This is a genomic window from Arthrobacter sp. BE255 (assembly GCF_031457335.1).
Lineage (GTDB): Bacteria > Actinomycetota > Actinomycetes > Actinomycetales > Micrococcaceae > Arthrobacter.
The window spans coordinates 248,806-274,140 of the sequence record NZ_JAVDWK010000005.1; the positions used below are offsets into that span (position 1 = coordinate 248,806).

The 25,335-nt window shown below is 64.8% G+C and carries 18 protein-coding genes; 12 read left to right on the top strand and 6 right to left on the bottom strand.

The features are described 5' to 3' along the window. Positions 1 to 6: 6 nt before the first annotated feature. Genes J2X42_RS11560 through J2X42_RS11570 form a run of 3 tightly spaced genes read right to left on the bottom strand, consistent with a single transcriptional unit; the run spans position 7 to position 2,752 of the window. Positions 7 to 804: an ABC transporter ATP-binding protein gene (locus J2X42_RS11560; protein ID WP_310165226.1), complete on the bottom strand. Its 798-nt coding sequence runs from the start codon at positions 802 to 804 to the stop codon at positions 7 to 9. After that, positions 780 to 1,640 (bottom strand): ABC transporter permease, encoded by an 861-nt coding sequence (locus tag J2X42_RS11565; protein ID WP_310165227.1) that lies wholly within the window; start codon positions 1,638 to 1,640, stop codon positions 780 to 782. The genes J2X42_RS11560 and J2X42_RS11565 overlap by 25 nt, the downstream gene beginning before the upstream one ends. Then, the gene (locus J2X42_RS11570) at positions 1,637 to 2,752 is read right to left on the bottom strand and encodes an ABC transporter substrate-binding protein (protein WP_310165229.1); all 1,116 of its coding nucleotides are present in this window, start codon (positions 2,750 to 2,752) and stop codon (positions 1,637 to 1,639) included. Before J2X42_RS11570 ends, J2X42_RS11565 begins: the two co-directional genes overlap by 4 nt. Positions 2,753 to 3,304: 552 nt before the next feature. Here J2X42_RS11570 and J2X42_RS11575 point away from each other — a divergent pair. Further along, positions 3,305 to 4,042 carry a hypothetical protein gene (locus tag J2X42_RS11575; protein ID WP_310165230.1) on the top strand — a complete coding sequence of 246 codons (738 nt, stop codon included), beginning with the start codon at positions 3,305 to 3,307 and terminating at the stop codon, positions 4,040 to 4,042. Between the two features lie 257 nt (positions 4,043 to 4,299). On the opposite strand, the gene J2X42_RS11580 is transcribed toward J2X42_RS11575, so the two are convergent. After that, a complete protein-coding gene (locus J2X42_RS11580; RefSeq protein ID WP_310165232.1) occupies positions 4,300 to 5,298 on the bottom strand; it encodes an aldo/keto reductase in 999 nt (332 codons plus the stop codon). A 334-nt stretch (positions 5,299 to 5,632) separates the two neighbouring features. Between J2X42_RS11580 and J2X42_RS11585 the strand changes: the two genes are divergently transcribed. The 4 genes from J2X42_RS11585 (at position 5,633) to J2X42_RS11600 (ending at position 11,566) form a co-directional block, all read left to right on the top strand. Beyond that, positions 5,633 to 7,231 (top strand): helix-turn-helix domain-containing protein, encoded by a 1,599-nt coding sequence (locus J2X42_RS11585; protein WP_310165234.1) that lies wholly within the window; start codon positions 5,633 to 5,635, stop codon positions 7,229 to 7,231. Beyond that, positions 7,228 to 8,160, top strand: a complete 933-nt coding sequence (locus J2X42_RS11590; protein WP_310165236.1) for a glutaminase — start codon at positions 7,228 to 7,230, stop codon at positions 8,158 to 8,160. The genes J2X42_RS11585 and J2X42_RS11590 overlap by 4 nt, the downstream gene beginning before the upstream one ends. Positions 8,161 to 8,243: 83 nt before the next feature. Continuing rightward, positions 8,244 to 9,758 carry an amino acid permease gene (locus J2X42_RS11595; RefSeq protein ID WP_310165238.1) on the top strand — a complete coding sequence of 505 codons (1,515 nt, stop codon included), beginning with the start codon at positions 8,244 to 8,246 and terminating at the stop codon, positions 9,756 to 9,758. Between the two features lie 53 nt (positions 9,759 to 9,811). Beyond that, positions 9,812 to 11,566, top strand: coding sequence for a thiamine pyrophosphate-dependent enzyme (locus tag J2X42_RS11600; protein ID WP_310165241.1), 1,755 nt, complete (start codon positions 9,812 to 9,814; stop codon positions 11,564 to 11,566). Positions 11,567 to 11,663: 97 nt separating this feature from the next. Here the strand turns inward: J2X42_RS11600 and J2X42_RS11605 are convergent, their stop codons facing one another. After that, positions 11,664 to 12,782: an alpha/beta fold hydrolase gene (locus tag J2X42_RS11605; RefSeq protein ID WP_310165242.1), complete on the bottom strand. Its 1,119-nt coding sequence runs from the start codon at positions 12,780 to 12,782 to the stop codon at positions 11,664 to 11,666. Positions 12,783 to 12,997: 215 nt separating this feature from the next. Between J2X42_RS11605 and J2X42_RS11610 the strand changes: the two genes are divergently transcribed. From J2X42_RS11610 to J2X42_RS11625, 4 genes are all read left to right on the top strand, one after another. Next, positions 12,998 to 17,305 (top strand): family 43 glycosylhydrolase, encoded by a 4,308-nt coding sequence (locus tag J2X42_RS11610; protein ID WP_310165244.1) that lies wholly within the window; start codon positions 12,998 to 13,000, stop codon positions 17,303 to 17,305. Between the two features lie 254 nt (positions 17,306 to 17,559). After that, on the top strand, positions 17,560 to 18,876 hold the full coding sequence (locus tag J2X42_RS11615) for an extracellular solute-binding protein (RefSeq protein ID WP_310165247.1): 1,317 nt from the start codon (positions 17,560 to 17,562) through the stop codon (positions 18,874 to 18,876). Positions 18,877 to 18,896: 20 nt separating this feature from the next. After that, positions 18,897 to 19,904 carry a sugar ABC transporter permease gene (locus J2X42_RS11620; protein ID WP_310165249.1) on the top strand — a complete coding sequence of 336 codons (1,008 nt, stop codon included), beginning with the start codon at positions 18,897 to 18,899 and terminating at the stop codon, positions 19,902 to 19,904. Then, positions 19,901 to 20,803 (top strand): carbohydrate ABC transporter permease, encoded by a 903-nt coding sequence (locus J2X42_RS11625; RefSeq protein WP_310165251.1) that lies wholly within the window; start codon positions 19,901 to 19,903, stop codon positions 20,801 to 20,803. The genes J2X42_RS11620 and J2X42_RS11625 overlap by 4 nt, the downstream gene beginning before the upstream one ends. A 24-nt stretch (positions 20,804 to 20,827) precedes the next feature. Here the strand turns inward: J2X42_RS11625 and J2X42_RS11630 are convergent, their stop codons facing one another. Next, complete coding sequence (locus J2X42_RS11630; RefSeq protein WP_310165393.1) at positions 20,828 to 21,913, bottom strand: LacI family DNA-binding transcriptional regulator; 1,086 nt, start codon at positions 21,911 to 21,913, stop codon at positions 20,828 to 20,830. Positions 21,914 to 21,983: 70 nt separating this feature from the next. Between J2X42_RS11630 and J2X42_RS11635 the strand changes: the two genes are divergently transcribed. From J2X42_RS11635 to J2X42_RS11645, 3 genes are all read left to right on the top strand, one after another. Then, positions 21,984 to 22,901 (top strand): carbohydrate ABC transporter permease, encoded by a 918-nt coding sequence (locus J2X42_RS11635; protein ID WP_396134065.1) that lies wholly within the window; start codon positions 21,984 to 21,986, stop codon positions 22,899 to 22,901. Positions 22,902 to 22,904: 3 nt separating this feature from the next. Beyond that, a complete protein-coding gene (locus J2X42_RS11640; protein ID WP_396134066.1) occupies positions 22,905 to 23,876 on the top strand; it encodes a carbohydrate ABC transporter permease in 972 nt (323 codons plus the stop codon). Between the two features lie 90 nt (positions 23,877 to 23,966). Further along, a complete protein-coding gene (locus J2X42_RS11645) occupies positions 23,967 to 25,316 on the top strand; it encodes a sugar ABC transporter substrate-binding protein (RefSeq protein ID WP_310165253.1) in 1,350 nt (449 codons plus the stop codon). The last annotated feature ends 19 nt before the right edge of the window (positions 25,317 to 25,335 follow it).

Below are 25,335 nucleotides of genomic sequence, written 5' to 3' on the forward strand. Positions count from 1 at the left end.
AGTGATTTAGTGGCTGGCGACGTTGACGTCGACGCCGAGGGCTGTGAGCAGGTCGCGGCGCAGGGCTTCGTGCCCGGCGGCGTCCACCGCGGTGCCAATTTCCGGGGCCACGGTCCGGACGGTGGCCACGCGGCCGCTGTCCAGGACCACAATCCGGTCGGCCAGGGCGATGGCCTCGTCCACGTCGTGGGTGACCAGCAGGACGGCGGGGCGGTGCGCGGCCACGAGCTCGCGGAGCAGGCCGTGCATCTTGATCCGGGTCAGCGCGTCGAGGGCACCGAACGGTTCGTCGGCCAGCAGCAGCTGCGGTTCGCGGACCAGGGAGCGGGCCAGCGCGACGCGCTGCTGCTCGCCGCCGGACAGCTCGTGCGGCCAGGACTTTTCCCGGCCCGCGAGCCCCACTTCGGCGAGTGCCCTGCGGGCCTTGGTGTCGGCGTCGTGATCCCGAAGCCCCAGGGTGACGTTGCCCAGGACGGTGTCCCACGGCAGGAGCCGGGAGTCCTGGAAGACCACCGAGACGCGGTCCGGGACGTTGATGACGCCGCTGCCTTTGACGTCGTGGTCCAGCCCGGCGAGCGCCCTCAGCAGCGTGGACTTGCCGCAGCCGCTGGGTCCGAGCAAGGCCACGAACTCGCCGGGGGCGATGTCCAGGTCCACGCCGTTCAGGACGCCCTTGGGGCCGAAGCCGCGGATCAGGTCGCGTACGGAAACCGTGGGGACCGCCGCGGGAGCCGTGGTGCGGGCGCGGGCATGTGTACGGGAGGACGGTGCGACGGCGGTCAGCCCGCCAGGGTGCGCTGCCATGAGAGAGCCTTTCGTTCGATGAAGCGGACAATGCCGTCGGAGAGCAGGCCGAGAATGCCGTAGACGGCGAGCCCGAGGACGATGATGTTGGTCTGGCCGTAGGTGCGGGCGAGCTCCATCATGTAGCCGATGCCGCTGGTGGAGTTGATCTGTTCCACCACCACCAGGGAGACCCAGGCCCCGGTGACCGCGAACCGCAGGCCCAGGAAGAAGCCGGGCAGGGCGCCGGGGAGGACCACTTTGCGGATGAAGCCGGCCCGGCCCAGCCCCACGGTCTGTGCCAGTTCGACGTAGCGCAGGTCGATTCCGCGCAGGCCTGCGTGGGTCTGCAGGTAGATGGGGACGAAGACGCCAAGGGTGATGGTGAGGACCTTCATGGTCTCGTCGATCCCGAACCACAGAATGAGGAGCGGGATCAGGGCCAGGCCCGGGATGGCGCGTTTGATCTGCACCGGCCCGTCGATGAGTGCTTCGCCCGTGCGGCTGAGACCGGAGACGAGGGCCAGCAGTGCTCCGACGACGATGCCGAAGAAAAGGCCCAGGCCCGCGCGCTGGGCGGAGATCGCGAGATTCTCCTGCAGCCTGCCGTCGGCGATCAGTTCGCCGGCGGTGGCCACCACGGTCCAGGGTTCGGAGAGGATGCGGGGGTCCAGCAGCCCTGTCGCCGAGGCGGCTGTCCAGAGCAGCAGCAGAGCCGAGGGGCCCAGCAGCCAGGCGAGCCGCCGTCGTCGTCCGGGTCCCAGCCGGCGGCCGGTGGGCCGAACGTCGTCACGGCCGGCGAGTGCCGGGTCCTGGTGGGGTGCGACGGCGGTGCGCTCCACGGTTGCGGCGCTCATGCGGTACCGCCCTTTCCGGCCGCGGCGAAGGCCGTGCCCGCAATGGCTTCGTAGCGGGTGTCGTAGAGGTCCTTGGCCACGAGTTCCGGTTTCTTCTGTTCCTTGGCCAGCAGGTCGATGGTTTTCTGGTGGCGTTCGATGGCTTCGGTCCAGGACAGCGGAAGGTCCGCCTTGCCCGCGGCGTCGATGAGGTACTGGCCGTCCTCGCGGGAGAGGCCCTGGTCCTTGACGTAGTAGCCTTCGAGCCATTCCTGGGGGTGGTCCTCGATCCAGCGCTTGGCTTTGCCCCACACCTCGACGTACGCGGCGAGCGCGGCGGCCTTTGCGGGGTCGTCCAGGACCTTGGCGGGGGAGTACAGGTGGCCCGGATCGTCGCGCAGGCCGTGCCGGAGGGTGGAGCCGCCGTCGGACCCGTACTTGGAGAGGTAGCGCTTGATCTGGACTCCGCCCAGCGGTGCAGCGTCCACCTGCTTGCTGGACAGCGCCGTGGAGTAGGTGTCGCCGGTGCTGGGCAGCTCCACCAGCTTCACGTCGCCTTGGTTGAGGCCAGCCTTCTCCAGGATCCGCAGGACCAGGGCGCCCTGGGCCTGGCCCGGGCTGTAGGCGACCTTCTTGCCGCGCAGGTCCTGCAGCGAGGTGATTTCAGCCCCGGGGGCGATGCCCAGTTCGTAGAGCGGGTGGTTTACGGCGTCCTGCCGGAAGACGCTGGCGATGATCCGCACGTCCAGGCCGGTCCAGGTGGCGTGGATCGGCGGGATGTCAGCGACGGAGCCGACGTCAAGGGCGTTGGCCCGGAACGCTTCGGTGGTCTGCGGGCCGCCGGAAATGTTGGCGAACTCAACGTTGAAGTCCAGTTCCTTGATCAGGCCGGACAGCTCCAGGGCAACCTTGACGGTGGGGTCACCCACGGTGATGGTGGTGCCGGCGGGAACCGTGGTGGCGAGCGGGGATGTTGCCTGGGTTGGCTGGGCATTGCCGGCGGTGGCGCTTCCGCCGCAGGCAGTCAGGACGCCGAGTGCGGGCAGCGCCAGCAGGGCGCCCAGGGCGCGGCGCCGGGAAAAAGTGGAAGGCCCTTGGGTGGAGGGAGGCACGGACGATGCAGCGAAGGACATGGTGGCCTTTCTTCGGTGTTGGGGGGAGCGGCATGGGGAGGAGGGCGCAGCGAGGCAGGCCCCGGGCGATGCCACGGAGCGGGATGAAGGGGAATCTGGGACGCTGACGCCGGTCAGCGGAGGTGGATCAGTGCCGGGGGCGACAGCAAGAACATAAGGTGTGGGTGCCAGTAATGCGGGTGGATGTATACGGCATCGGAGTCCTCCTGTTCGTGCTGCGTTTGTCGCGGGACCGGCCTGGCCTGCGCTGTGGAACCACCTAAACACGGCCTGCACCGCCTTGGCCAGCACCCCGCAACGGAAGCTAAACGGGACGAAACCGGGCTACTTATGACGCCACGGAACGCGCAGTAAAAGGCCAAGCCGGGCAACCCTGCGCCATGTTTCGCAATGCGGCTTCATCGGAACTTCATGTGGCGGAAGGGCTGCCGGAGGGCGCGAGTGTTTTGTTATCGCCGCAACAGTTCGGCGCCAATCGGCCCGCGGGTGGATCCTGGCGCGCTCGCCGGATCCACAATTTAAGGACCTAACCCAGACCCCAAGGAGGGTGTGATGCGCAGTCCGGCCGCGTCAGGCGCGGTTTTTCCCACAGCCATTCTGCTGGCTTTGCTTTTCACGGGCTGCGGCCCGCAGGCGGGGCCGACGACGTCGGGTCCCAGCGCCGCCGTCACCTCCGCGACGGGAACAACAACTGCGATGCCGACGGCGACCGGCTCGCCGAGTGCCAGCACACCGGCGTCGGCCTCCTGGACCGGCTACACAACGGTGGACGGGCAGTTGACGTTTGACCACCCGGCGGCGTGGAGCGTGAAGGATCCTGCGGGGGAGCTTCCCGAGGGCGGCGGCGCCTTCGCTGAGGTGATCAACCAGGCCGGCAAGCCGCTGGCGACTCTTCGGACCAACATGGCCGTCGGGTCCACGTGCCTGGACCGGTACCCGTACTCGGTGCTGGATTCTGAGGACTTGCCCCTGCTGGCGCAGGGTGGTGCGGCACCTCGGTTCGTCTACGAGACCCGCGGGAACGATACGGCCTCGGGTCCGGCCGACACTCCCGCCGCGGCGTACGGCATCACCTCTGTCCCGGCACCCACGGGGGACTCTGCGTCGTGCATCTTCCACTTCTTCAACTGGCCGCCCACTGCTGCCATGTTCGGCGCGTTCTACAATCCGGAGAACAACGTGACGCCAGGCGCCGCGTCCCTGCCGTACCTGGAGCAGGCCAAGAAATACATGGAGACCGCGGAGTACCGGGACATCCGGCGGATGATCACGTCACTGCGGCCGGTTTGATCGGGGGAATGGCAAGGGCGGTTTGGCGGCCCGGCCTGGATGACGCGCGGCTCAAGGTTCACTCAAGATTTCCCGGAACCGGCCCGGATTGGTCAGGGCGCTCCTTGGGGGCCAGTACATTGAATTCGGCTTCGATTGTTCCCCAAACCCGAAGCCTGGAAGCCCCCGCGCTGGAGTTCAACTCGCGTGGGGGCTTCCGATCAGGCGGATGTCCGACGGAAGGAATGCCGCCTGGGCTGCCCGGCAGTCCGCACTGCCTAGAGGTTGGTCATCCGTTCTCCGGCGTCGTTGTACCTGCCGCCCTGCACCTGGATCCGTGATGCGGCGTCCTGGATCTCGGTGAGCTCGTCCGTGGAAAGGGTCACGTCCGCGGCGCCGAGGTTTTCGTCCAGCCGGTGCAGCTTGCGGGTGCCGGGAATCGGGACGATCCATGGCTTCTGCGCCAGGAGCCACGCCAGGGCCACTTGGGCCGGGGTGGCGCCCTTACGCTCTGCGATTCCCGTGAGCAGGTCCACCACGGCCCGGTTGGTTTCCATCGCCTCCGGGGTGAAACGGGGGATGGTGGCGCGGATGTCGTTGCCGGCCTCGAATGTGGTGGAGGTGCCGATGGTGCCGGTGAGGAAGCCCTTGCCGAGGGGGCTGAACGGCACAAAGCCGATGCCGAGTTCCTCGCACGTGGCCAGCACGTCTTCTTCGGGGCGCCGCCACCACAGCGAGTATTCGCTCTGGACGGCGGTCACGGGCTGGACCGCGTGCGCCCGGCGGATGGTCTCCGCGGCGGCCTCGGACATCCCGAAGTGCTTCACCTTTCCGGCGTCGATCAGTTCCTTCACCGCCCCTGCCACGTCCTCGATGGGGACGGCGGGGTCCACCCGGTGCTGGTAGTACAGGTCCAGGGCGTCCACGCCGAGCCGCTGGAGCGAGCCGTCGACAACGTGTTTGATGACGTCGGGGCGGCTGGTGACCTTCCCACTCGCCCTGCGTTCGGCTGGATCGATGTCCCAGCCGAACTTGGTGGCAATCACCACCTCGTCCCGGTACGGTGCGAGGGCCTCTCCCACCAGCTCCTCGTTGGCGTAGGGGCCGTAGATCTCGGCGGTGTCGAAGAAGGTGACGCCGCGGTCCACGGCGGTGCGGATCAGCGAGATCATTTCCTGCCGGTCCGGCCTGTCGCTGTAGCCGCCGCTCATGCTCATGCAGCCGAGTCCGATGGCGGAGACCTCCAGGCCGCCGGTGCCCAGGGTGCGCTTGTCCATGTGTCATGCTCCTGTGTCGTCGTAGGGAGGGAGCCGCCCGCACGCCCAGGCAAAGGCCGGGCTGCCCCCGTCCCAGCAACGCTAACTGCGCGCGAAGACCGGCGGGAGGCTCTGTCAGTACACCCTTCCGGAGGGCTGCCGCCGGGGAGGCTGCGCTGACAGCCGCTTCGGGCCTTCGGTGGCCATACAGGGCCAGGGACCTTCCGAACTTGGGCAGCCAACCGAAAAGCTGCCCCTGCCTTTGGGTCCGCTTACATATTTTGCGGGAGCCTGCCTCGATAGCATGAGGTGTCCGGACAGAGCCGTCCGGCCGGTTCGACGCAGAAGGAAGCCCATGGCAGCGGTTACGGTGGACGATATCCTCTCGGACCTCCCTGTGGGTTTCGCCAGCCTCATCCTCCGGCCTGCCCCGGCCGGCGCAGCGATCGAACGGTTCCTGATCCTGGACGCGGATGATGAAACGTCCGACGGCGGCGCCGCCTTTGTCCTGCTGATCGGCGTCCGCGGCCGCTCGGCTTTGCCCGCCCTGCGGCGGCTGATGAAGAACCCTCCGCCGGTGGTGGCCGTCAAGGGAAAGCGCGAAGAGCTCGCCGAAGCCGAAGAGCTGCTCCGCGATGCCGGCACGGGCCTGCTCCTGCTGGATCCGGCGGCGGACTGGGACCGGCTGCTGTCCATCGCGAAGGACCGCATCCAGCCGCGCACCTACCAGAGCGAAGTGCTGACGCTGCTGGAAGAGGACCTGTTTGCCATCGCCCAGACAACCGCCCGGCTCACCTCCAGCCACGTGCTCATCGAGGACGCCGCCAACAAGGTGCTGGCATACTCCACCGTTTCGAACGACATCGACGAGCTGCGCAAGGCCTCCATCCTGGCCCGGCGCGGTCCGCGTAAATACGAGCTGCTGCTCAAGGACCTGGGCGCCTACCGTGAACTGCACCGGACGCGGCTGCCGGTGCGGGTACCAGCCAGGCCCCAGGACGGTCTGCGGGAACGGGTTGCCATCACGCTGTTCGCCGGGGACCGGATCATGGGCTACATCTGGCTCCAGGAAACCGGGGCGGGCTTCGGCGCGGACGTTGACTACGTGCTCAACGGATCAGCTGCACGGGCCTCCGCCGAGCTGATCCGTTACCGCAACCAGCAGTCCGTACACATGCGCGAAGACCGCATTGTGCGGATCCTGTCAGGTTCGGCGGAAGCCGCGGCCAGTGCCCACAGTGAGAAGATCCCTGCCGAGCGTCCGGCGGCGCTGATCCTGATAGGAATGTCCGATGCCGAAGCCCAGGCCGACGACGCAGCACTGAAGCACGGCGAACTCGCCAACCTTGCGTCCATCCACGCCGCCGCCTTCAAGGCGTCCGCCGTCGTGGGCCAGTTCAAGGGCGACACCGCCGTGATAGTCCCGGGCCTGCAGTCAACTGCCGCGGAGCCCGGGCTGCGGAGCCTGGCCGAGTCCATCGTCCGGGATGCCGGAAAGCACCTCGGCATCAGTCCGTTCGCCGCCGTCGGTCCGGTCGTCCCGGACCTGCTGTCCCTGCACTCAACCACCCGTATCACCGGGGCCCTGTTGAGCTGCGTCGGCGCGTCTCCGGACACGGCGGTTGCCACTGTGGACGACTTCGAGCCGGAGATCCTCTTCCGCGAGGCAGTCCAGAACTTCACGTCCTCCCCGTTCCGCCACCGCAGCCTGTCTGCACTGTTGCGGCAGGACGGGGAACTCGCGGAAACCCTGTACGCGTTCTTCGAAGCCTCACTCGATGTCGCCGAGTGCGCCAGCAGGATGAAGCTGCACAAGAACACCGTCTACTACCGGATCAGCAAGGCATCCCGGGCCACTGGCCTGGACTTCGGCAACCCCCGTGACTCGCTGGTGGCCCTGCTCCACATCCAGGAATGGGCCGGCACACACAAAGAACAACTGGGCAGGAAATGACCACAGCACTCAAGGCGCCGCCGTTGGACCCGATACTGGACGACATCGTCCGCAGCCACAGGCCACGTACGGAAACCGGGTCTGTGCCGGCCAACATCGCTTTTCTGGCAGCCGTCCCGTTCGACAGGTTCGGGATCGCCGTTGCCACCGCTTCCGGCGACGTTTTCAGCTCCGGGGATGCCGACGTCCCGTTCTCCATCCAGAGCGTCTCCAAGGTCTTCACCCTGGCCATGGCCCTTCGAGGCGACAGCTCAGGAACGCTGTGGTCCCGCGTGCTGCGCGAACCCTCCGGCACCGCGTTCAACTCCCTGGTCCAGCTGGAAGTGGAACACGGCATCCCGCGGAACCCCTTCATCAACGCCGGCGCCCTCGTGGTCACGGACCACCTGATGAAAGAAACGCCCGACGCCGCCGCCCGGCTGTTGCGGTTCCTCACCGCCGAGGCGGGCAGCACAGGGCCCTTCATCGATGAGGCCGCCGCAGCCAGCGAGCTCGCCGGCAGCAGCCGTAACCTTGCCCTGGCGCACTTCCTGAAGGACTTCGGCAACCTGACGCAGACGGCCGAATCAGTGGTGGAAAACTACGTCCGCCAGTGCTCCATCATGATGACCTGCGTGGAACTCGCCAAGGCAGGGCTCTTCCTCGCCCGGGACGGCCAGGGGGCGCGCGGAACCGTGCTGTCTCCCAGCGATGCGAAACGCATCGGCTCCATCATGCTGACGTGCGGGATGTACGACGCCGCCGGCGAGTTCGCCTACCGCGTGGGACTGCCCGGAAAAAGCGGTGTGGGCGGCGGCATCCTGGTCATCGTTCCGGGCGTGTGTGCCATCTGCGTCTGGAGCCCGCGGCTGGACGCCAAAGGAAATTCCCTTGCCGGCACCGCCGCCCTCGCCGACCTTTCCGACCGCACCGGCTGGTCCGTTTTCTAACCCGCTTTCTGACCCTCCGGGTCGACACCCCCAACTTCTTTCCCCCATCCAGCAGGATCTTCTCCGTATCGAAAGGATCAACTATGCCCATCAACCCCAATGACGAGGTTGTACTGACACAAATCGACGGCGGCCATGCGCATGCCAGCGAGTCGTCGCTGCACGCGGAGGACAAGGGCTATCACAAGAACCTCAAACCGCGGCAGATCCAGATGATCGCGATCGGCGGTGCGATCGGCACCGGCCTGTTCCTGGGCGCCGGCGGCCGGCTCAACGCCGCGGGCCCGTCCCTGGTCATCGCGTACGCCGTCTGCGGTTTCTTCGCGTTCCTGATCCTGCGGGCCCTGGGCGAACTGGTCCTGCACCGGCCCTCGTCGGGCTCGTTCGTCTCCTACGCCCGTGAATTCTTCGGCGAGAAAGCCGCGTTCGTCTCCGGCTGGTTCTACTGGATCAACTGGGCCACCACCACCATCGTGGACATCACCGCCGCCGCCCTGTACATGAACTTCTTCGGCCACTACATCCCCTGGATGGCGGCCGTCCCGCAATGGGCCTGGGCCCTGATCGCCCTGCTCGTGGTCCTCGCCCTGAACCTCGTCTCGGTCAAGGTCTTCGGCGAACTCGAATTCTGGTTCGCCCTGATCAAGGTCGCCGCCCTGGTCGTCTTCCTCATCGTCGGCACCTACTTCGTCATCTTCGGCACCCCCGTGGACGGCCAGCCGGTAGGCATCAGCCTGCTCTCTGACAACGGCGGGATCTTCCCCAACGGCCTGCTGCCCATGATCATCCTCATGCAGGGCGTCCTGTTCGCCTACGCCTCCATCGAACTGGTCGGCACCGCCGCCGGCGAAACCGAAAACCCCGAAAAGATCATGCCCAAAGCCATCAACTCCGTGGTCTTCCGCATCGCCGTGTTCTACGTCGGCTCCGTCATCCTCCTGGCCCTGCTGCTGCCCTACACCTCCTACGAAAAAGGCGTCAGCCCCTTCGTGACGTTCTTCGGCTCCATCGGCATCCAGGGCGTGGACGTCATCATGAACCTCGTGGTCCTCACCGCCGCACTCTCCTCCCTGAACGCCGGCCTGTACTCCACCGGCCGGATCCTGCGCTCCATGTCCGTGAACGGCTCCGCCCCCAAATTCGCCTCCCGCATGAACAAAGCCGGCGTCCCCTACGGCGGCATCGCCATCACCGCCGGCGTCTCCCTGCTCGGTGTCCCGCTGAACTACCTCGTCCCCGCCCAGGCCTTCGAAATCGTCCTGAACATCGCCTCCGTCGGCATCATCATGACCTGGGCAACCATCGTCCTGTGCCAGATCCAGCTCAAACGCTGGGCCGACAAAGGCTGGCTCACCCGCCCCTCCTTCCGCATGTTCGGCGCCCCCTACACCGGCTACCTCTCCCTGCTCTTCCTGGCCAGCGTGCTGATCATGGTCTTCATCGACTCACCCCTGACCATGCTCGTCACCGCCATCGCCTCCGCCCTCATGGTCGCCGGCTGGTACGCCTGCCGCCAACGCATCCGCGACATCGCCGAAACCCGCGAAGGCTTCACCGGCACCGCCCCCGTCATCGCCAACCCCACGCCCATCAGATAAACCCCGCACCATCCCCACGAACGCCAACCAGTCCGAACAGCCAAAGAAAGCCCATGACAACGGAAACCGAAGCAACCCTGACCGCATCCGAGACCCAGCCCGCCGCCGTCGTAATGTCCGATCAAGGCTCCCCGCAGGCGAGCCACCTGGACGGGCCAAAAGCCGGTGGCCGCCCGGCACTGAAATCGGCCGGGCATGTCATTGTCGATTCGCTGGTGGCGCACGGGGTCGAGCGCACTTACGTGGTTCCCGGGGAGAGCTTCCTGGACGTCCTGGACGGGCTGCACCAGTCGGAGATTGAAACGGTCGTCTGCCGGCATGAGGGCGGCGCCGCCTACATGGCCGAGGCCGACGGCAAAATGAACCAGCGCCCGGGCATCGCGATGGTGACCCGGGGGCCCGGAGCAGCCAACGCGCATGTGGGTCTGCACACCGCGTGGCAGGATTCCACCCCCATGCTGCTGTTCGTCGGCCTGATCCCGTTCGCCCACCGGGACCGCGAGGCGTTCCAGGAGTTCGACATCAAGGCCTGGTTCGACACCGGCGCGAAGCGCGTTATGGTCCTGGACCACGCGGAGCGGGCCTCCGAGATCGTGGCCGAAGCGATGTTTGCGGCCATGAGCGGGCGGCCGGGCCCGGTGGTGGTGGGCCTGCCGGAGGACATCATCCGGCAGCAGGTCGACCCGACGCTGCACCCCGCCATCCCGGTGGCGGCCGGCGGCATGAGCAGCACCGACGCCGCCGCCCTGCAGGCCGCCCTGGCAGAGGCCAGCAAGCCGCTTTTTGTCACCGGCGGGAACGACTGGACGCAGGCCGCAGCGGACCAGCTGACCGGATGGCTGGAACGGCACCATATTCCGGCCGCAGCCGAATGGCGGACGCAGGGAACGGTCTCCTTCGATTCCCCCTCCTATGTGGGCCCCATTGGGTATGGCCGCCCCCGCCCCACGTACGACCTGCTCGAGGAGACCGACCTCCTGGTATTTGTGGGGACCGTGCCGGGCGACGTGATTACGGACGGATTCGTGTGCCGGCAGGACTGGAACAAAAAGAACTTCCTGGTCACCGTAGATCCCTCGCTCCGTGGCCGGTCGGGGGCCGTTTCACGGCAGATCCTGGCCAAGCCCGAGGCCTTTGTCCGCGACCTGGTGGGTATCGACCTGCCCGTGAAGGAGGAGTGGAAAGCGTGGACGGACCGGATGCGGGGCGAGCAGGAGCGGTTCGCCGCGCTGCCTGCGGCTGCGCCGTCGGCGGGGCAGGCGAGGATGGACACTTTGATGGCCAACCTGGTGCCGAGGCTGAGGGAGGACTCAATGGTGACCTTTGGTGCGGGGGAGCACACCAACTGGGCCCACCGCTACTTCCCTACCCGCCGCTACGCCTCCATGATCAGTGCCCGCAACGGCTCGATGGGCTACTCGGTGCCTTCGGCCATCGCGGCATCACTTTCCGACCCAGGGCGCCGGGTGGTCACCATCGCGGGGGACGGGGAGTTCCTCATGAACGGCCAGGAGCTGGCCACGGCGGCCCAGTACGGGGCCACGCCGCTGGTGATCGTCATGGACAACCAGGAATACGGCACCATCCGCACGCACCAGGAGCGGCACTATCCCGCACGGGTATCCGGGACCCAACTGAAGAATCCGGACTTCGGCCTGATGGCCCGGGCTTTCGGCGGTTTCGGGATCACCGTCACGGAAGACAGGGATGTTCCCGCCGCCCTGGACGCCGCCCTGGCCGCCATCGATGAGGACGGCGTCTTCGCCCTCATCCATCTCATCGTGGAACAGCGCGTGAAGGCTTACTGAGCCGGGTAATGCTTTACGGGCGAGTGAACTTGTTGGACTTCCCGGAGTCTGTTCAGGGCAGGATCAGCCACATTGGGGCCAAGCTGGACACTCGGACCTAGCCTTGCTCGGTCAAGATCGTTTTGCTGATCCAACTCGTGAGTTCGTTGGTGAAGGTAGAAGGCGAGGCATTCCACTCCTGGGTATGGTGCGCCTCGGGTAGGGGAATCAGGGTGACGGTGGCCGGATTCGCGCGTTGGAACGCGGCCGAAATCTCCCAGGGAACCTCCTGATCTGCGCTGGAGTGCAAGACCAGGGTGGGGACTTCCACCCGGTTAGGTACATCGACCCAGTCAAGTGCATTGAAATCGATTGGTTCCTCCAGCCCGAGCATCTTCGCAAATGGGGGAGTCTGCAGTAGGCGCATAACAAGGCCGGCACCAATCGCCGGGACGCCGGCCCGCGCCGCCCCTGCCGTGATGGTCTTACGCCAGCTCGTGACGGGCCCTACCAGGACAATCCCTGCGATCCGGTCCCGGTGGGCGCTGCGCTCCGCTGTGAGCAAGGCAATGGTGCCACCCATCGACCAGCCGGAGAGGATGATGCGCCTGGCTCCATGTGCTACGGCGTAGGTCACAGCGCTTTCCACGTCACGCCATTCAGTTTGCCCAAGGTGACTCGATTCGGCCTGTGGTGGGCTGACCTCCGGGTCGCTGCGAAAGGTGGGAACCAAGGAGGTGAATCCCAATGAACTGAAAGCGTGGACATCTCGGAACATGATTGAGCGGTCCGTCCAGCTGCCATGGATGTGGACCACCCATACGTCCGTGGTTCCCTCGAACAGCCATGCAGGCGCCGCACCGTAGGCGGTGGGGACGTCCACCTCTTCGTAGCGTCCGCCGACGGCCGCAGGCTCGAAGAACACATCCGGGGTCCAATCGACGATTGGCCCCAGACGTCCCGGCGCGGAGCCGGGCGGATCAATCCGGCGCTCTACGTACTTTCGATCCTCATCGATCAGCGTGACCTCGCCGACCACTGTGTACTTCCCTGTCGCGGGGTCGAACACGCCGAAGTCGCCCGGGACTTTGGTGTAGTCATCCAAATCGATGCGGATTCGTCCTCCGTCTTCTGTCACCTCGGCCCGGCGGTAGTCCTTTGGGCCCCGCTTGACGATCCTCCGGGCCATGATGACAGCGAACCCGGATAGCCCGGCGGCCGGCACGAGGAACGCCATGCTGGCCAGGATGAGCCGTGAGGTCAGCATTTGGTCTTCATCCTCCAGCGCCGATCAAGGCAGAACAACGGAACCCACACATCGTAACGTCCCCTTGGCGCCTGACATGTGCGGGGAGACGCCCAAAAGTATCCCTTGACGGACCCTCGGCGCCGCGCTATGTTTACGTAAACTCATCTATGTTCACGTAAACATGAACGGATTGGATTTAGACAATGTTGTCGACCTCGAACGCATCGTCGCGTTTTCGCATCGCAGCGGCAATCGCCGCATCAACCCTCGCTTTAACCGGCCTCCCGCTATTACCGTCCACGGCATCGGCTGCGGAGCCCGACGTCGTCCTGACGCCCAACCCGGCCCAGGCCGGACCGGCCTTCAAAGGATGGGGCACCAGCCTCGTCTGGATGGCCAATGCCACCGGGAACTACCCGGAGGCCATCCGCACCGACCTGATAGAGAAGGTCTTCGGCGACGATGGCCTGAACCTGAACATTGCCCGCTACAACATCGGTGGTGGCAACGCCACTGACATTCCGGACTACCTCCGCCCCGGCGGCGCCGTTCCCGGCTGGTGGAATCCGGCAGTCGGGCTGACGGACCAGGCCGGACCCATCACAACGAACTACGCCGACCGGGACCGGTTCCTCGCCGCGTGGACCGGCGACAACGCCTCCGACTACAACCTTGAAGCCGACGCATCGCAGCGGGCCTGGATCGACGCCATCAAGGACAAAGTGACCACGTGGGAGGCGTTCAGCAATTCGCCGCCATACTTCATGACGGAGAGCGGTTACGTCAGCGGCGGGCTCGACCCCAACGCAGACCAGATCAAACCCGGAGCAATCGGCAAGTTCGTCAACTACCTCAAGACAGCCGCCCAGCAGGTGGAGCAGTCGAGCGGCATCAGCTTCGACACCATCAACCCGCTCAACGAGCCCAACACCAACTACTGGAAGACAACCATCGGCGGCAATGGCCTGCCGAACGGCGGCGGACAGGAAGGCGCCCACGCAGGCCCTGCCCTGCAGTCGCAGGTGCTGACGGCCATGGCTGCCGAACTCGCCGAACAGGGGACCACCACCGAAGCAAAGGTTTCCGGTCCCGATGAGACGTCCCCGGGCCGCTTTGTCGAGGACTGGAACGGCTGGACCCCCGAAACCAAGCAGGCCGTGAGCCAGCTCAACGTCCACACCTACTCCACAGGGGACCGCATCCGGGTCCGTGACATCGCCAAAGCCGCGGGTAAGCCGTTGTCGATGAGCGAAGTGGAAGGTAACTGGGGAGGTGACTCCTGGAACCCCAACAGCATCGAAAACGGCTTGGGCATGGCGACGCGCATCACCGACGACCTGCGCGAGCTCGACCCCGAATCCTGGGTTCTGTGGCAGCCGGTTGAAGACCTGTACAACATGGAACTGGGCGAGAAGAAGAACTGGGGATCAGTCTTCATCGACTTCGACTGCAATGCCGACGGCGACTCCGTCCGCCGCATCGCTGACGGTGCAGCAGATCCCTCGTGCCGCACCGAGGTGAACTCCAAATACAACACCATCCGCAACTTCACCCACTACATCGAACCCGGCGACCGGATCATCCCCACCAGCGACGGCAAAACCACGTCTGCGCTGAAGAACGACGGTTCCGGGCTTGTTATGGTGCACACGAACGATTCCGACCAGGCCAAGACCGTGAAGCTGGACCTGTCCAGGTTCGCCACGATCGGTGCCGGTGCCACCGTCACCCCGGTGACCACCACTGAGTCTCCCGCGGGCAGCCCCACGGCCAACGCGCTGGTGAGCGGCACCGCCGTCGCAGTCGACGCCGGAACGCGTTCTGCAACCCTCACGGTTCCCGCCAAGTCAGTCACGACCTTCGTGGTCAACGGGGCTTCCGGCGTCGCCGCCGATGCGCCGGCCGTCCAGGACGGACAGTCCTACAGCTTCGTCGGAGTCCAGAGCGGCCGTGCCGTGACAGCCTCCAACGGCTCACCCGCAACGGTTCTTGGCGATTCCGTCGCCTCACCCACTCAGGTGTGGACCGCCACCCGCATCGCTGACGAAGACGGCACCACCCGTGACCGTTTTGTCCTGAGGCTCGCTGACGGCCGCGCTTTGGCCGCCGATGCCAATGGAACCGTCCTGAGCACCGTCACCGACCAGGAAGCTCTTGCGGACGCCTCGGCCCAGTGGCTCTTCAACACCACGGACGGAACGTCGTTCAGCCTCCTCAACGCCGCACGGGAACAGGTACTGGACGTATCAAACCAATCCACGGCTTCCGGCTCCTGGATTGGTCTGTGGACCTCGAACGGAGGAGCGAACCAGGCATTCACGCTGCGCACCGCGAGTGACGGCACCGGCTACACGAGCTTCCGGCCCGGCCAGGAGTGGCGGGACAACAACGGCAATCTCATCCAGGCCCACGGCGGCCAGGTGGTCACGTCCAAGGACGCGGAAGGCCGGACGATCTACTACCTGTACGGGGAAGACCGCACCAACGGCTACCACTCGTCGCCGGGCGTGCACGGCTACAGCTCCTACGACCTCTACAACTGGAAGGACGAAGGCGTAGCCCTCAAGGCGATGTCCTCCCCGGACCAGTTCACCAATGATCCCTACTTCCAGAACCTGTACTCGGGCTACACCACCGAGCAGAAGAACGCCGTCTACCGTGACCTCGGAACCGTTCCGGCGAACGGCGAAACCCCGCCCATCCTGGAACGGCCCAAGGTCATCTACAACGCGGTAACCAACAAATGGGTCATGTGGGTCCACGCCGATGGTCCCTCGGAATGGTCCACCGCGCAGTACGCCAAGGCCAATGCCGGTGTCGCAGTTTCCGATTCACCGTTCGGCCCGTTCCGGTACATCGACAGCTACCGCCTGCACAAGGCAGCTGCCGGCGATCCCACCAACCTCGCCCCGAACAACCCCGGCATGGCCAGGGACATGAACCTCTTCGTTGATGACGACGGCACCGGCTACATCATCTACTCCAGCGAAGAGAACAAGACCATGTTCATCTCGAAACTCAACGCTGACTACACCTACCTGTCCGCCTCGCCGGATACGGCCGTGGAGGGCGTCGACTTCCGGCGCGCCTTCGTCAACGTATCCCGCGAATCACCGGCCATCTTCAAGTACCAGGGCCGCTACTTCATCATCACCTCGGGAACAACCGGCTGGTCGCCGAATCCGTCAGAGTACGGCACAGCAACCAGCATCCTGGGCCAGTGGACACAGATGCCGAACCCGTTCAGCAGCGACGTCGCCTGGAACTCGAACAACTCGCAGCCGTCTTCGGTCATCCCGGTCGATGCAGCGAACGGCAAGTTCATCTACATGGGCGACCGCTGGAACGGCGGATCGGACCAAGCGCTGGCAACCGCGCCCATGGTCTGGCTGCCCATCCAGATGGGCGAAGGCGGAAAGACCATCAGCGTCCAGTCTCCGTCCGAATGGCGCCTTGAAGACCTCGATGCCAACTCTGCGTGGCAGGTCACCGGAGTTCCCAGCAGCCTTGCTGTCGGTGCGGCCTTCAACGTCAACACCGTGACTGTCGCACAGAACGGCCAGAGCTCGTCCCAGCCCGTGACCTGGCAGGTTACCGGCAGCACCAGTACCGTGGGCATCATCACCGCCACCGGCACGCTCCCAGGTTTCGGCAACCGGACCTTCACCCGGACCATCCCGGTGGTCCCCGAAGGAGTCCGCTACGCAGTGAACGCCGGCGGGCAACAAACGGCAGACTGGACAGCGCTGATGAATGCCGCGGAGCCGCAGGAGGGTTCCGTCCTGAACAGCGTCGCCGACCAGCCGTACGGGGCAGACCCGGTCACTGGAAAAGCGTGGGGCTACGAAAGTGAAGGCAGTGCCGTGACAGGCACCGCTGACGGCAACATCTTCACGACGCTCCGGTACGCGGCCGGCGGACGGGACCTGACGTACCGCTTCGGTGACCTCGCCCCCGGGACGTACACGGTCTACGCCGGCTACTACGACCCGTGGGCCCAGTGGGACGACCGCGGCGCCAAGGTAACCGTCAACGGTGCGGTTGTCGAAGCCGACCACGACTACAGCGGCGAGTACCAGTCCGCCGCCTACCAGAACGTCACCGTGGGCAATGACGGGAAGCTGACCTTCGCGCTCAGCCCCACCAGGGGACCGGACGTGCAGCTCAGCTGGCTGATCATCGCCAACCCGGTTCCGGCGTCGACCCCGCCGCCGGCGCCGGCCCTGAACGTCACAGCGGTGGCAACCACCAAGTGCGTTTCGGGCAAGGCTGTGGTGAACGTCCAGGCGACAAACAATGAAGCGACTTCGGTCCAGGTCAAGTTCACGTCAGCCTTCGGGACCAAGGCCTTCACTGCCGTCAAACCCGGCAAGAACGCGGTGCATGCCTTCTCCACCCGGGCCGTGTCCATCCAGGCCGGCGTGGTGTCGGTAGAGGCCAAGGGCACCGTAAATGGCCAGCCCGTCACTGTGACCAAGGAAGCCGCGTACAGCGCTGCGACCTGCCACTGACTCAATGCAAGATGGCCCGCCACCCGGCGGGCCATCTTGCATTGCAGCCTATTGCCAACGCCCCTATGTTTACGTAAACTTCTTACAAGTTGATGTTTACGTGAACATTGAGAAGTTCCGGACGCAAAAGACTTAAAAGAAACGGCCGACTTTCCGCCTCTCCGAGGCGCAAACTGAAGCTACTGAATTCCCCGAAAAACACGATGCAGGTGCGCGACGAGGCGCACAGAACCACCATCCACAAAGGAGTAGTCATGGCAACACATCTTGGCCCGTTCCAGGCGGCCGAAGGGGCCGGCCCTGGCCGGCGAACCTTCCTTAAGACGCTCGGAATCGGCGCCGTCGGCGTGGCAGGCTTCCCACTGTTGACGGCCTGCACCGGAGGGTCCGGTCCGGCACCAGGTGCCACGTCGAAGAGCCTGACGTTTGGTTCCGGCTCCTCCGATGAAGTACCCCGGAACGCCTACAAGGCCGTAACGGACGCCTTCACCAAGAAGTCCGGCATCGACGTCGTGACCAATGTGGTGCCCCACAACGACTTCCAGAACAAAATCAACTCCTACCTGCAGGGCAGCCCGGATGAGTCCTTCACCTGGTTTGCCGGCTACCGCATGCAGTACTACGCCGAGAAGGGCCTGCTGGCTCCCGTCGACGACGTCTGGGAGAAGATCGGCGGCAACTTCTCCGACGCCATGAAGAAAGCTTCCACCGGTCCCGACGGCAAGATGTACCTGGTCCCCAATTACAACTACCCCTGGGGCTTCTTCTACCGGAAGAGCCTCTGGGCTGAACGGGGCTATGCAGTCCCGGCCACGTTCGACGAGCTGACAACCCTGGCGGCCAAGATGAAGGCTGACGGCATCATTCCGATTGGCTTCGCCGACAAGGACGGCTGGCCGGCCATGGGCACCTTCGACTACATCAACATGCGCCTCAACGGGTACCAGTTCCACATCGACCTGACCGCCCACAAGGAGAGCTGGGACCAAAAGAAGGTCAGCGACGTCTTCGACACCTGGAAGGCGCTCCTGCCATTCCAGGACCCGGCCGCCCTGGGGCAGACGTGGCAGGACGCAGCCAAGGCCCTTGAGGCAAAGAAGACCGGCATGTACCTCCTGGGTTCGTTCGTCACGCAGCAGTTCACGGATCCTGCAGTGCTTGCCGACATCGACTTCTTCCCGTTCCCGGAAATTGCGATGGAGGGGACCGACGCCGTGGAAGCTCCCATCGACGGACTGCTGCTGTCAAAGAAGGGTGGCCAGAACCAGGCGGCACACGACTTCCTGGCCTTTATGGGCTCCGCGGAAGGCCAAAACGCCTATGCGGCCGTGGACACATCAAACATCGCCACGGTCAAGGGCGCTGACACGTCCAAGTACTCCCCGCTCAACAAGAAGTGCGCTGACACCATTGCCAACGCCAAGTACATCAGCCAGTTCCTGGACCGCGATGCCCTGCCGGCCATGGCAAACAACGTGATGATCCCCGCACTGCAGTCCTTCATCAAGGACGGAAGCGTCGACGTGAAGAACCTGGAAGCCCAGGCAAAATCGCTCTACGCGGCCCAATAGCGTTGACCAAAGGAATTTCCATGAGCGCCACAGCCGAAAAACCGGCCTCCCCCAGCAGTGATCCACCCGGGGGAGCCCGGGAACGGCAGCACGGCCCCCGGGCTGCCGTCACCGCAACGGCACCGAAGAAGCGGGGACGGGTCCGCCGGCTCAGCCGCCGCGACAAGATCGTCCTCGCCGTCATGGTGGGGCTTCCCACCCTGATCCAGCTCATGTTCGTCTGGCTTCCCACGCTGTTCTCGATCGGGCTGAGCTTTACCCGCTGGAATGGGCTGGACCTTTCAGATATCAGGCAGGCAGGACTGGACAATTATGAGTTCATCAGCCAGAACTACCCGCCGTTCTGGCCGGCGATCCAGCACAACGTTTTGTGGCTTACCTTCCTGGCGTTGATCGCAACGCCCCTGGGCCTGCTGCTGGCGGTCCTGCTTGACCAGAAGATCCGCGGAAGCAAGATCTACCAGAGCATCTTCTTCACGCCCGTGATGCTCTCCCTGGCGCTGATCGGCATCATTTGGCAGCTGTTCTACAACCGCGACAGCGGACTGCTGAACTACCTGCTCGGCACCGCCGGAACGCCCCAGGCAGTGGACTGGTTCGGAGACTCGAACGTCAATATCTGGGCCGCCATGATTGCAGCAACGTGGCGGCATGCGGGCTACGTCATGATCCTGTATTTAGCAGGCCTCAAGGGCGTGGATCCGTCCCTCAAGGAAGCCGCATCGATAGACGGTGCCAACGCCGTCCAGACCTTCTTCCGGGTGGTCTTCCCGGCCATGCGCCCGGTGAACATTGTCATAGTGGTCATCACCATCATCGAATCGCTGCGGGCCTTTGACATCGTCTACGTCATCAACCGTGGCACCAACGGGCTTGAATTGCTCAGCGCGCTGGTGATCCAGAACCTGATCGGCGAGGGCCAGGTGATCGGCGTTGGTTCGGCCCTCGCCGTCGTGCTCCTGGTGATCTCTTTGGTACCGATTGTCTTTTACCTCATCCGCACCTTCGGCAAGGAGAAAGAGGCATGAGCACCATCGCCCGCACCCTTCCGGTCCAGACCGTCAAACCCGGCACTTCCGGCAAACGCCACTACGGCACGCACATCTTCCTGATCGCGGTGGCAGCCTTGTGGCTGATTCCGCTCGTCTGGTCCATGTACACGGCGCTCCGGCCCAAAGCCGACACGGACAAGTACGGCTACTTCAGTTTCGGAGGCGGCTTCGGTTTCGATAACTTCGTCCAGGCGTGGACGCAGGGCGGATTTTCCAAGTACTTCCTGAACGCCGTCCTGATCACCGTCCCGGCTGTCCTGTTCACGCTCCTCTTCGCCTCCATGATGGCCTTCGCTGTGTCCCGGGTCAGCTGGAAATTCAATGTCACCCTGCTGATCATGTTCACCGCAGGCAACCTGCTGCCCCCGCAGGTCCTCGCCGCCCCGCTGTTCGAAATGTTCAAGCATGTCTCGCTGCCGTACTGGTTCAGCGATTCCGGAAACCTGCTCAATACCTACATTGCGGTCATCATCGCGGACACGGCCTTCCAGATCGGCTTCTGCACGTTTGTGTTGTCGAACTATATGAAGGCACTCCCGTCCGACCTGACCGAAGCTGCACTGGTGGACGGTGCCGGCATCTGGAGGCAGTACTGGAGCATCATCCTGCCCCTGTGCCGCCCCGCCCTCGCTGCCTTGGGGACGTTGGAAGTCATCTTCATCTATAACGACTTTTTCTGGCCGCTGCTGTTTATTCAAAGCGGCGACAGGCTGCCGATTACCACTGCCATCAACAACCTGCAGGGGCAGTTCCTCAGCGACTACAACCTGATCGCGGCCGGCGCCATGATCACGCTGGTCCCCACCCTGATCATCTACCTGGTCCTGCAGCGGCAGTTCGTTGCCGGACTCACGCTGGGTTCCAGCAAGGGGTAGCCGCGGACACCGCCGCGCCGGCCTTTACTTGGCCGGCGCGGCGGTGCTTTTGCGCACGACGAGTTGGGTGGGAACCTTGGTGGCGTCGTTCACAGGGCTGTTCCCGGCCATCTGCTGTAGCAGGTTTTCGATGCTCAGGCGCCCTACCGCATGGAAGTCCTGACGGACGGTGGTCAGCGGCGGCCAGAAGGAGGTGGACTCCTCGAGGTCGTCGAAGCCCACAATGCTGACCTCGCCCGGAATGGCGCGGCCGAGCTCATGAAGGGCACGCATCGCACCCAGCGCCATTTGGTCGTTGGCGGCAAAAATGGCGGTCACGTCGGGGTTGCGGCCAAGCTCCAGGCCGATTTGGTACCCGGATTCGGTCGACCAGTCGCCGTGCAGAACCGGGGGTGCGTCGATGCCTGCGTCTTCCAGGGTCCGTTTCCAGGATTCCTCCCGGTGCTGGGCGGAGAACGACGACGGGGGGCCGCCGATGTGCCACACCTGCTGATGGCCCAGGTCAAGAAGATGCTTGGTGGCGAACCGGGCCCCTTCGGCCTGGTCCGTGTCCACCATCGGATAGCCGGAGCCGGGGTTGGAGTCGATCACGACGGCGGGGAGGTCCTCCGGCAGCGTGATGTCCGCGTGGTCCAGCAAGTGGGCCTCAAAGATGATGACGACGCCGTCCACCTCCTGCTCCCGCAGGCGGTGGTATGCCCCGGACACGGTGCCGGTGGTGGGGTCGTGCAGGGGGATGAGCGTGACGGAGTAGCCGGCCTGCGAGGCGGCGGTGGCAATCGCGTCCAGGGTGCGCATGTTGCCAAAGCTTGAAAGCGTGAACATGATGACGCCGATGGATTTGAACTGCCCGCTTTTCAGGGCCCTCGCTGCCCTGTTGGGCCTGTAGCCGAGCTGTTTCATCGCGTCCAGGACGCGGTTTTTAGTTGTCTCCTCGACGTTCGTGAGGCCGTTCGAGACCCGCGAGACGGTTTGCGACGAGACACCGGCGGCTTTGGCTACGTCCCCGATGGACGGACCCCGGGACGCGCGGCTGGTTCCCGACGCCGGTTTGCGTGCCCCGTTTGACGCGGTGGCCTGGGCTGTCCTGTTTCCACTGTCCTCTTGCATGTTCACCTAAACATGCTACTGTTCTTTCCAAGATGTTTGCGTAAACATAGCGAGAAGAGACGAAATTATCATGACAACGACGTCGTCGGTGGCTTACGCCCCACCCGCGGTGAAATCCAGGAAACGTGCCGGCCGATGGATGGGATGGGCCTTTGTGGGTCCGTTCATGGTCGTCTTCGTTCTGGTATTCATCGCACCGGTCCTTTACGCCTTCTACCTGAGTCTTTTCCAGAACCAGATGGTGGGCGGCGACAAATTCGTTGGCGGAGCCAACTATCTCCAGGCACTGGCCGACCCGCAGTTTTGGGACGCCGTGACCAGGGTGGCCGTGTTCCTGGCGGTCCAGGTTCCCATCATGCTGTTCCTCGCGCTGTTTGCTGCCCTGGCCCTGGACAGCGGCCGGCTCCGCGCGTCGTCGTTCTTCCGCATTTCGGTCTTCCTCCCGTACGCGGTGCCGGCCGTTGTGGCCACGCTGATGTGGGGATTCATCTACGGCCCGCGGTTCGGGCTGTTCGGCAGCCTCAACGACTTCTTCGGGCTGGACCTCCCGGAGCCCCTTTCCGCGAGCTGGGTGCTCGCGGCGATCGGGAACATCAACACCTGGGAATTCACCGGCTACAACATGCTGATCTTCTACTCGGCGCTCAAGGTCATTCCCGCAGAACTCTACGAGGCTGCCAACCTTGACGGAGCGGGCACGTTCCGGGTCGTCCGGAGCATCAAGCTCCCATCCATCCGCGGAGCCATCGGCATTGCGGGCATCTTCTCGGTCATCGGCAGCTTCCAGCTGTTCAACGAACCGAACATCCTCAAGGCCCTCGCCCCGAACTCCATCAGCTCCTACTTCACGCCCAACATGTACGCGTTCAACCTCTCGTTTGCGGGCCAGCAGTTCAACTATGCCGCGGCGATCTCCATCATCATGGGCGTCCTCACGGTGGTCGTTGCCTACATCGTCCAGATCTCCGGCTCACGAAAGGATGCCTAGCCCATGTCCGTACATCTGAGCCCCGCCCAGGCCGAAGCGGCCTCCACGTTACCGGCACCGGCACCCTCACCGGCGCCGAAGCCGCCAAAGTTTCCGGCCCCGAAGTTCAGCGCCCGGCGGCGCGGCGGCGCCACCCGGAAGCGCACGTCGATCCTCCTCACCGTCCTGATGGGTGTCATGGCGGTCTACGCCCTCCTTCCGCTGTTCTGGCTCCTGGTCAATTCCACAAAGACCCAGTCATCGCTCTTCAGCTCCTTCGGCCTGTGGTTCTCCGGCGACTTCGCCCTGTGGGACAACATCACCGGGACCCTGACCTACAACGACGGCGGATTCCTTCGCTGGCTGGCCAACACCGTCCTCTACGTCGTGGTGGGCGCGGGCGGGGCAACGTTCCTCGCCACCCTGGCGGGCTATGGGCTGGCCAAGTTTGATTTCCCGGGCAAACGCGGCGTCTTTGCCGTCGTCCTCGGTGCGGTGGCGGTTCCCGGAACGGCCCTGGCGGTCCCCACATTCCTGATGTTCAGCCAGATGGGGCTCACCAACACCCCATGGTCGGTCATCATCCCGTCCCTGATCAGCCCGTTCGGGCTCTACCTGGTGTGGATCTACGCACTCGAGGCTGTGCCCACGGAAGTCCTGGAAGCGGCCCGCGTGGACGGGGCGGGGGAGTTCCGGACGTTCTTCACGATCTCGCTGAGGATGCTGGCTCCGGGTTTCATCACCGTCCTGCTGTTCACCGTGGTGGCCACGTGGAACAACTACTTCCTTCCCCTGATCATGCTGAGCCAGTCCACCTGGTACCCGCTCACGGTCGGGCTCAACAGCTGGAACGCCCAGGCGACCACGGCGGGCGGCGAGGCCATCTACAACCTGGTTATCACCGGATCCCTGCTGACCATCGTGCCCATCGTGGGCGCCTTCCTCTTCCTCCAGCGCTTCTGGCAGTCCGGACTGTCCGCCGGAAGCGTGAAGTAACAGACCCGACGACGGCGACCTGCCGCCGTCGGGCGTTCTCCCACCGCAACAACCGTCCCCCGGGACGCTGACTTGAAAGGCACCAATTCAATGACGAACAACCATCGCTTCCGCCGGGCGGCCAGCGCTGCCTTGGCAGCAAGCCTCCTTGTGGGCGGCCTCGCCGCCTGCAGCAGCTCCGGAACAAACGCCGGCGCCGAAGCCGCAAGCGCCGATGACATCGCCACGGCGCTGCAGACCGAAACGACGCTCACGGTTTGGGGTTGGGCCCCGCAGCTCGAGCCGATCGTGGAGGCCTTCGAGGCGAAGTACCCCAAGGTCCACGTCAACCTGGAGAACGTCGGAACAGGCAACACGCACTACACCAAGCTGCAGAATGCCGTTAAGGCCGGAACCGGCGCACCGGACGTGGCCCAGATCGAATACAACGCGCTGCCGCAGTTCGCCCTGACCGATGCCCTGGTTGACCTGAAGGACTTCGGCGCCGAGGAGCTCAAGGACAACTACACGGAGTCCACGTGGGGATCGGTGAGCCTCAACGGCGGCGTCTATGCCCTCCCGCAGGACTCCGGACCGATGGCCATGTTCTACCGGGCCGATGTGTTCGAAAAGCACGGCATCAGCGTCCCGGCCACCTGGGATGAGTACGTCGCGGCGGCGAAGACCCTCCACGCTGCGGACCCCAAGGCCTACATCACCAGCGACACCGGCGATGCGGGCTTTGCCACCAGCATGATCTGGCAGGCCGGCGGAAAGCCGTACACGCTGGACGGAAGCACCAACGTCAGCGTGGATCTCCAGGACGAAGGCGCCAAGAAGTGGACCGGCACCTGGAACCAGCTGCTGAAGGACGACCTCCTGGCACCCGTCACCAGCTGGAGCGATGAATGGTACAAAGGCCTGTCGGACGGAAGCATTGCCACGCTGATCATCGGTGCCTGGATGCCTGCAAGCCTGGAATCGGGTGCTGAGGCGGGCAGCGGGCAGTGGCGCGTGGCCCCGATGCCGACGTACGAGCAGGGCAAGGCGGCCGCGGCGGAGAACGGCGGCGGCGGCGACGCAGTGCTGAAGCAGAGCAAGAACAAGGCGGCGGCCTACGGCTTCCTGCAGTTCGCCAACGGTCCCGAAGGCTCAAAGATCCATGCCGCCAACGGCGGATTCCCCTCCACCACGGCCGACCTGCAGAGCGAGTCATTCCTCAACGCCGAAAGCGCCTACTTCGGCGGCCAGAAGATCAACCAGGTCCTGGTCCAGGCGTCCAAGGACGTTGTCCCCGGATGGAGCTACCTTCCGTTCCAGGCCTACGCCAACAGCATCTTCAGTGACACCGTCGGCCAGGCTTACGGCTCCAAGGGCGACCTGAACGGCGGGCTCCAGGCCTGGCAGGACGCCACCGCGAAGTACGGCCAGCAGCAAGGCTTCACCGTTTCCACCAAGTAGTACGTGGCGCGGGTCCGGG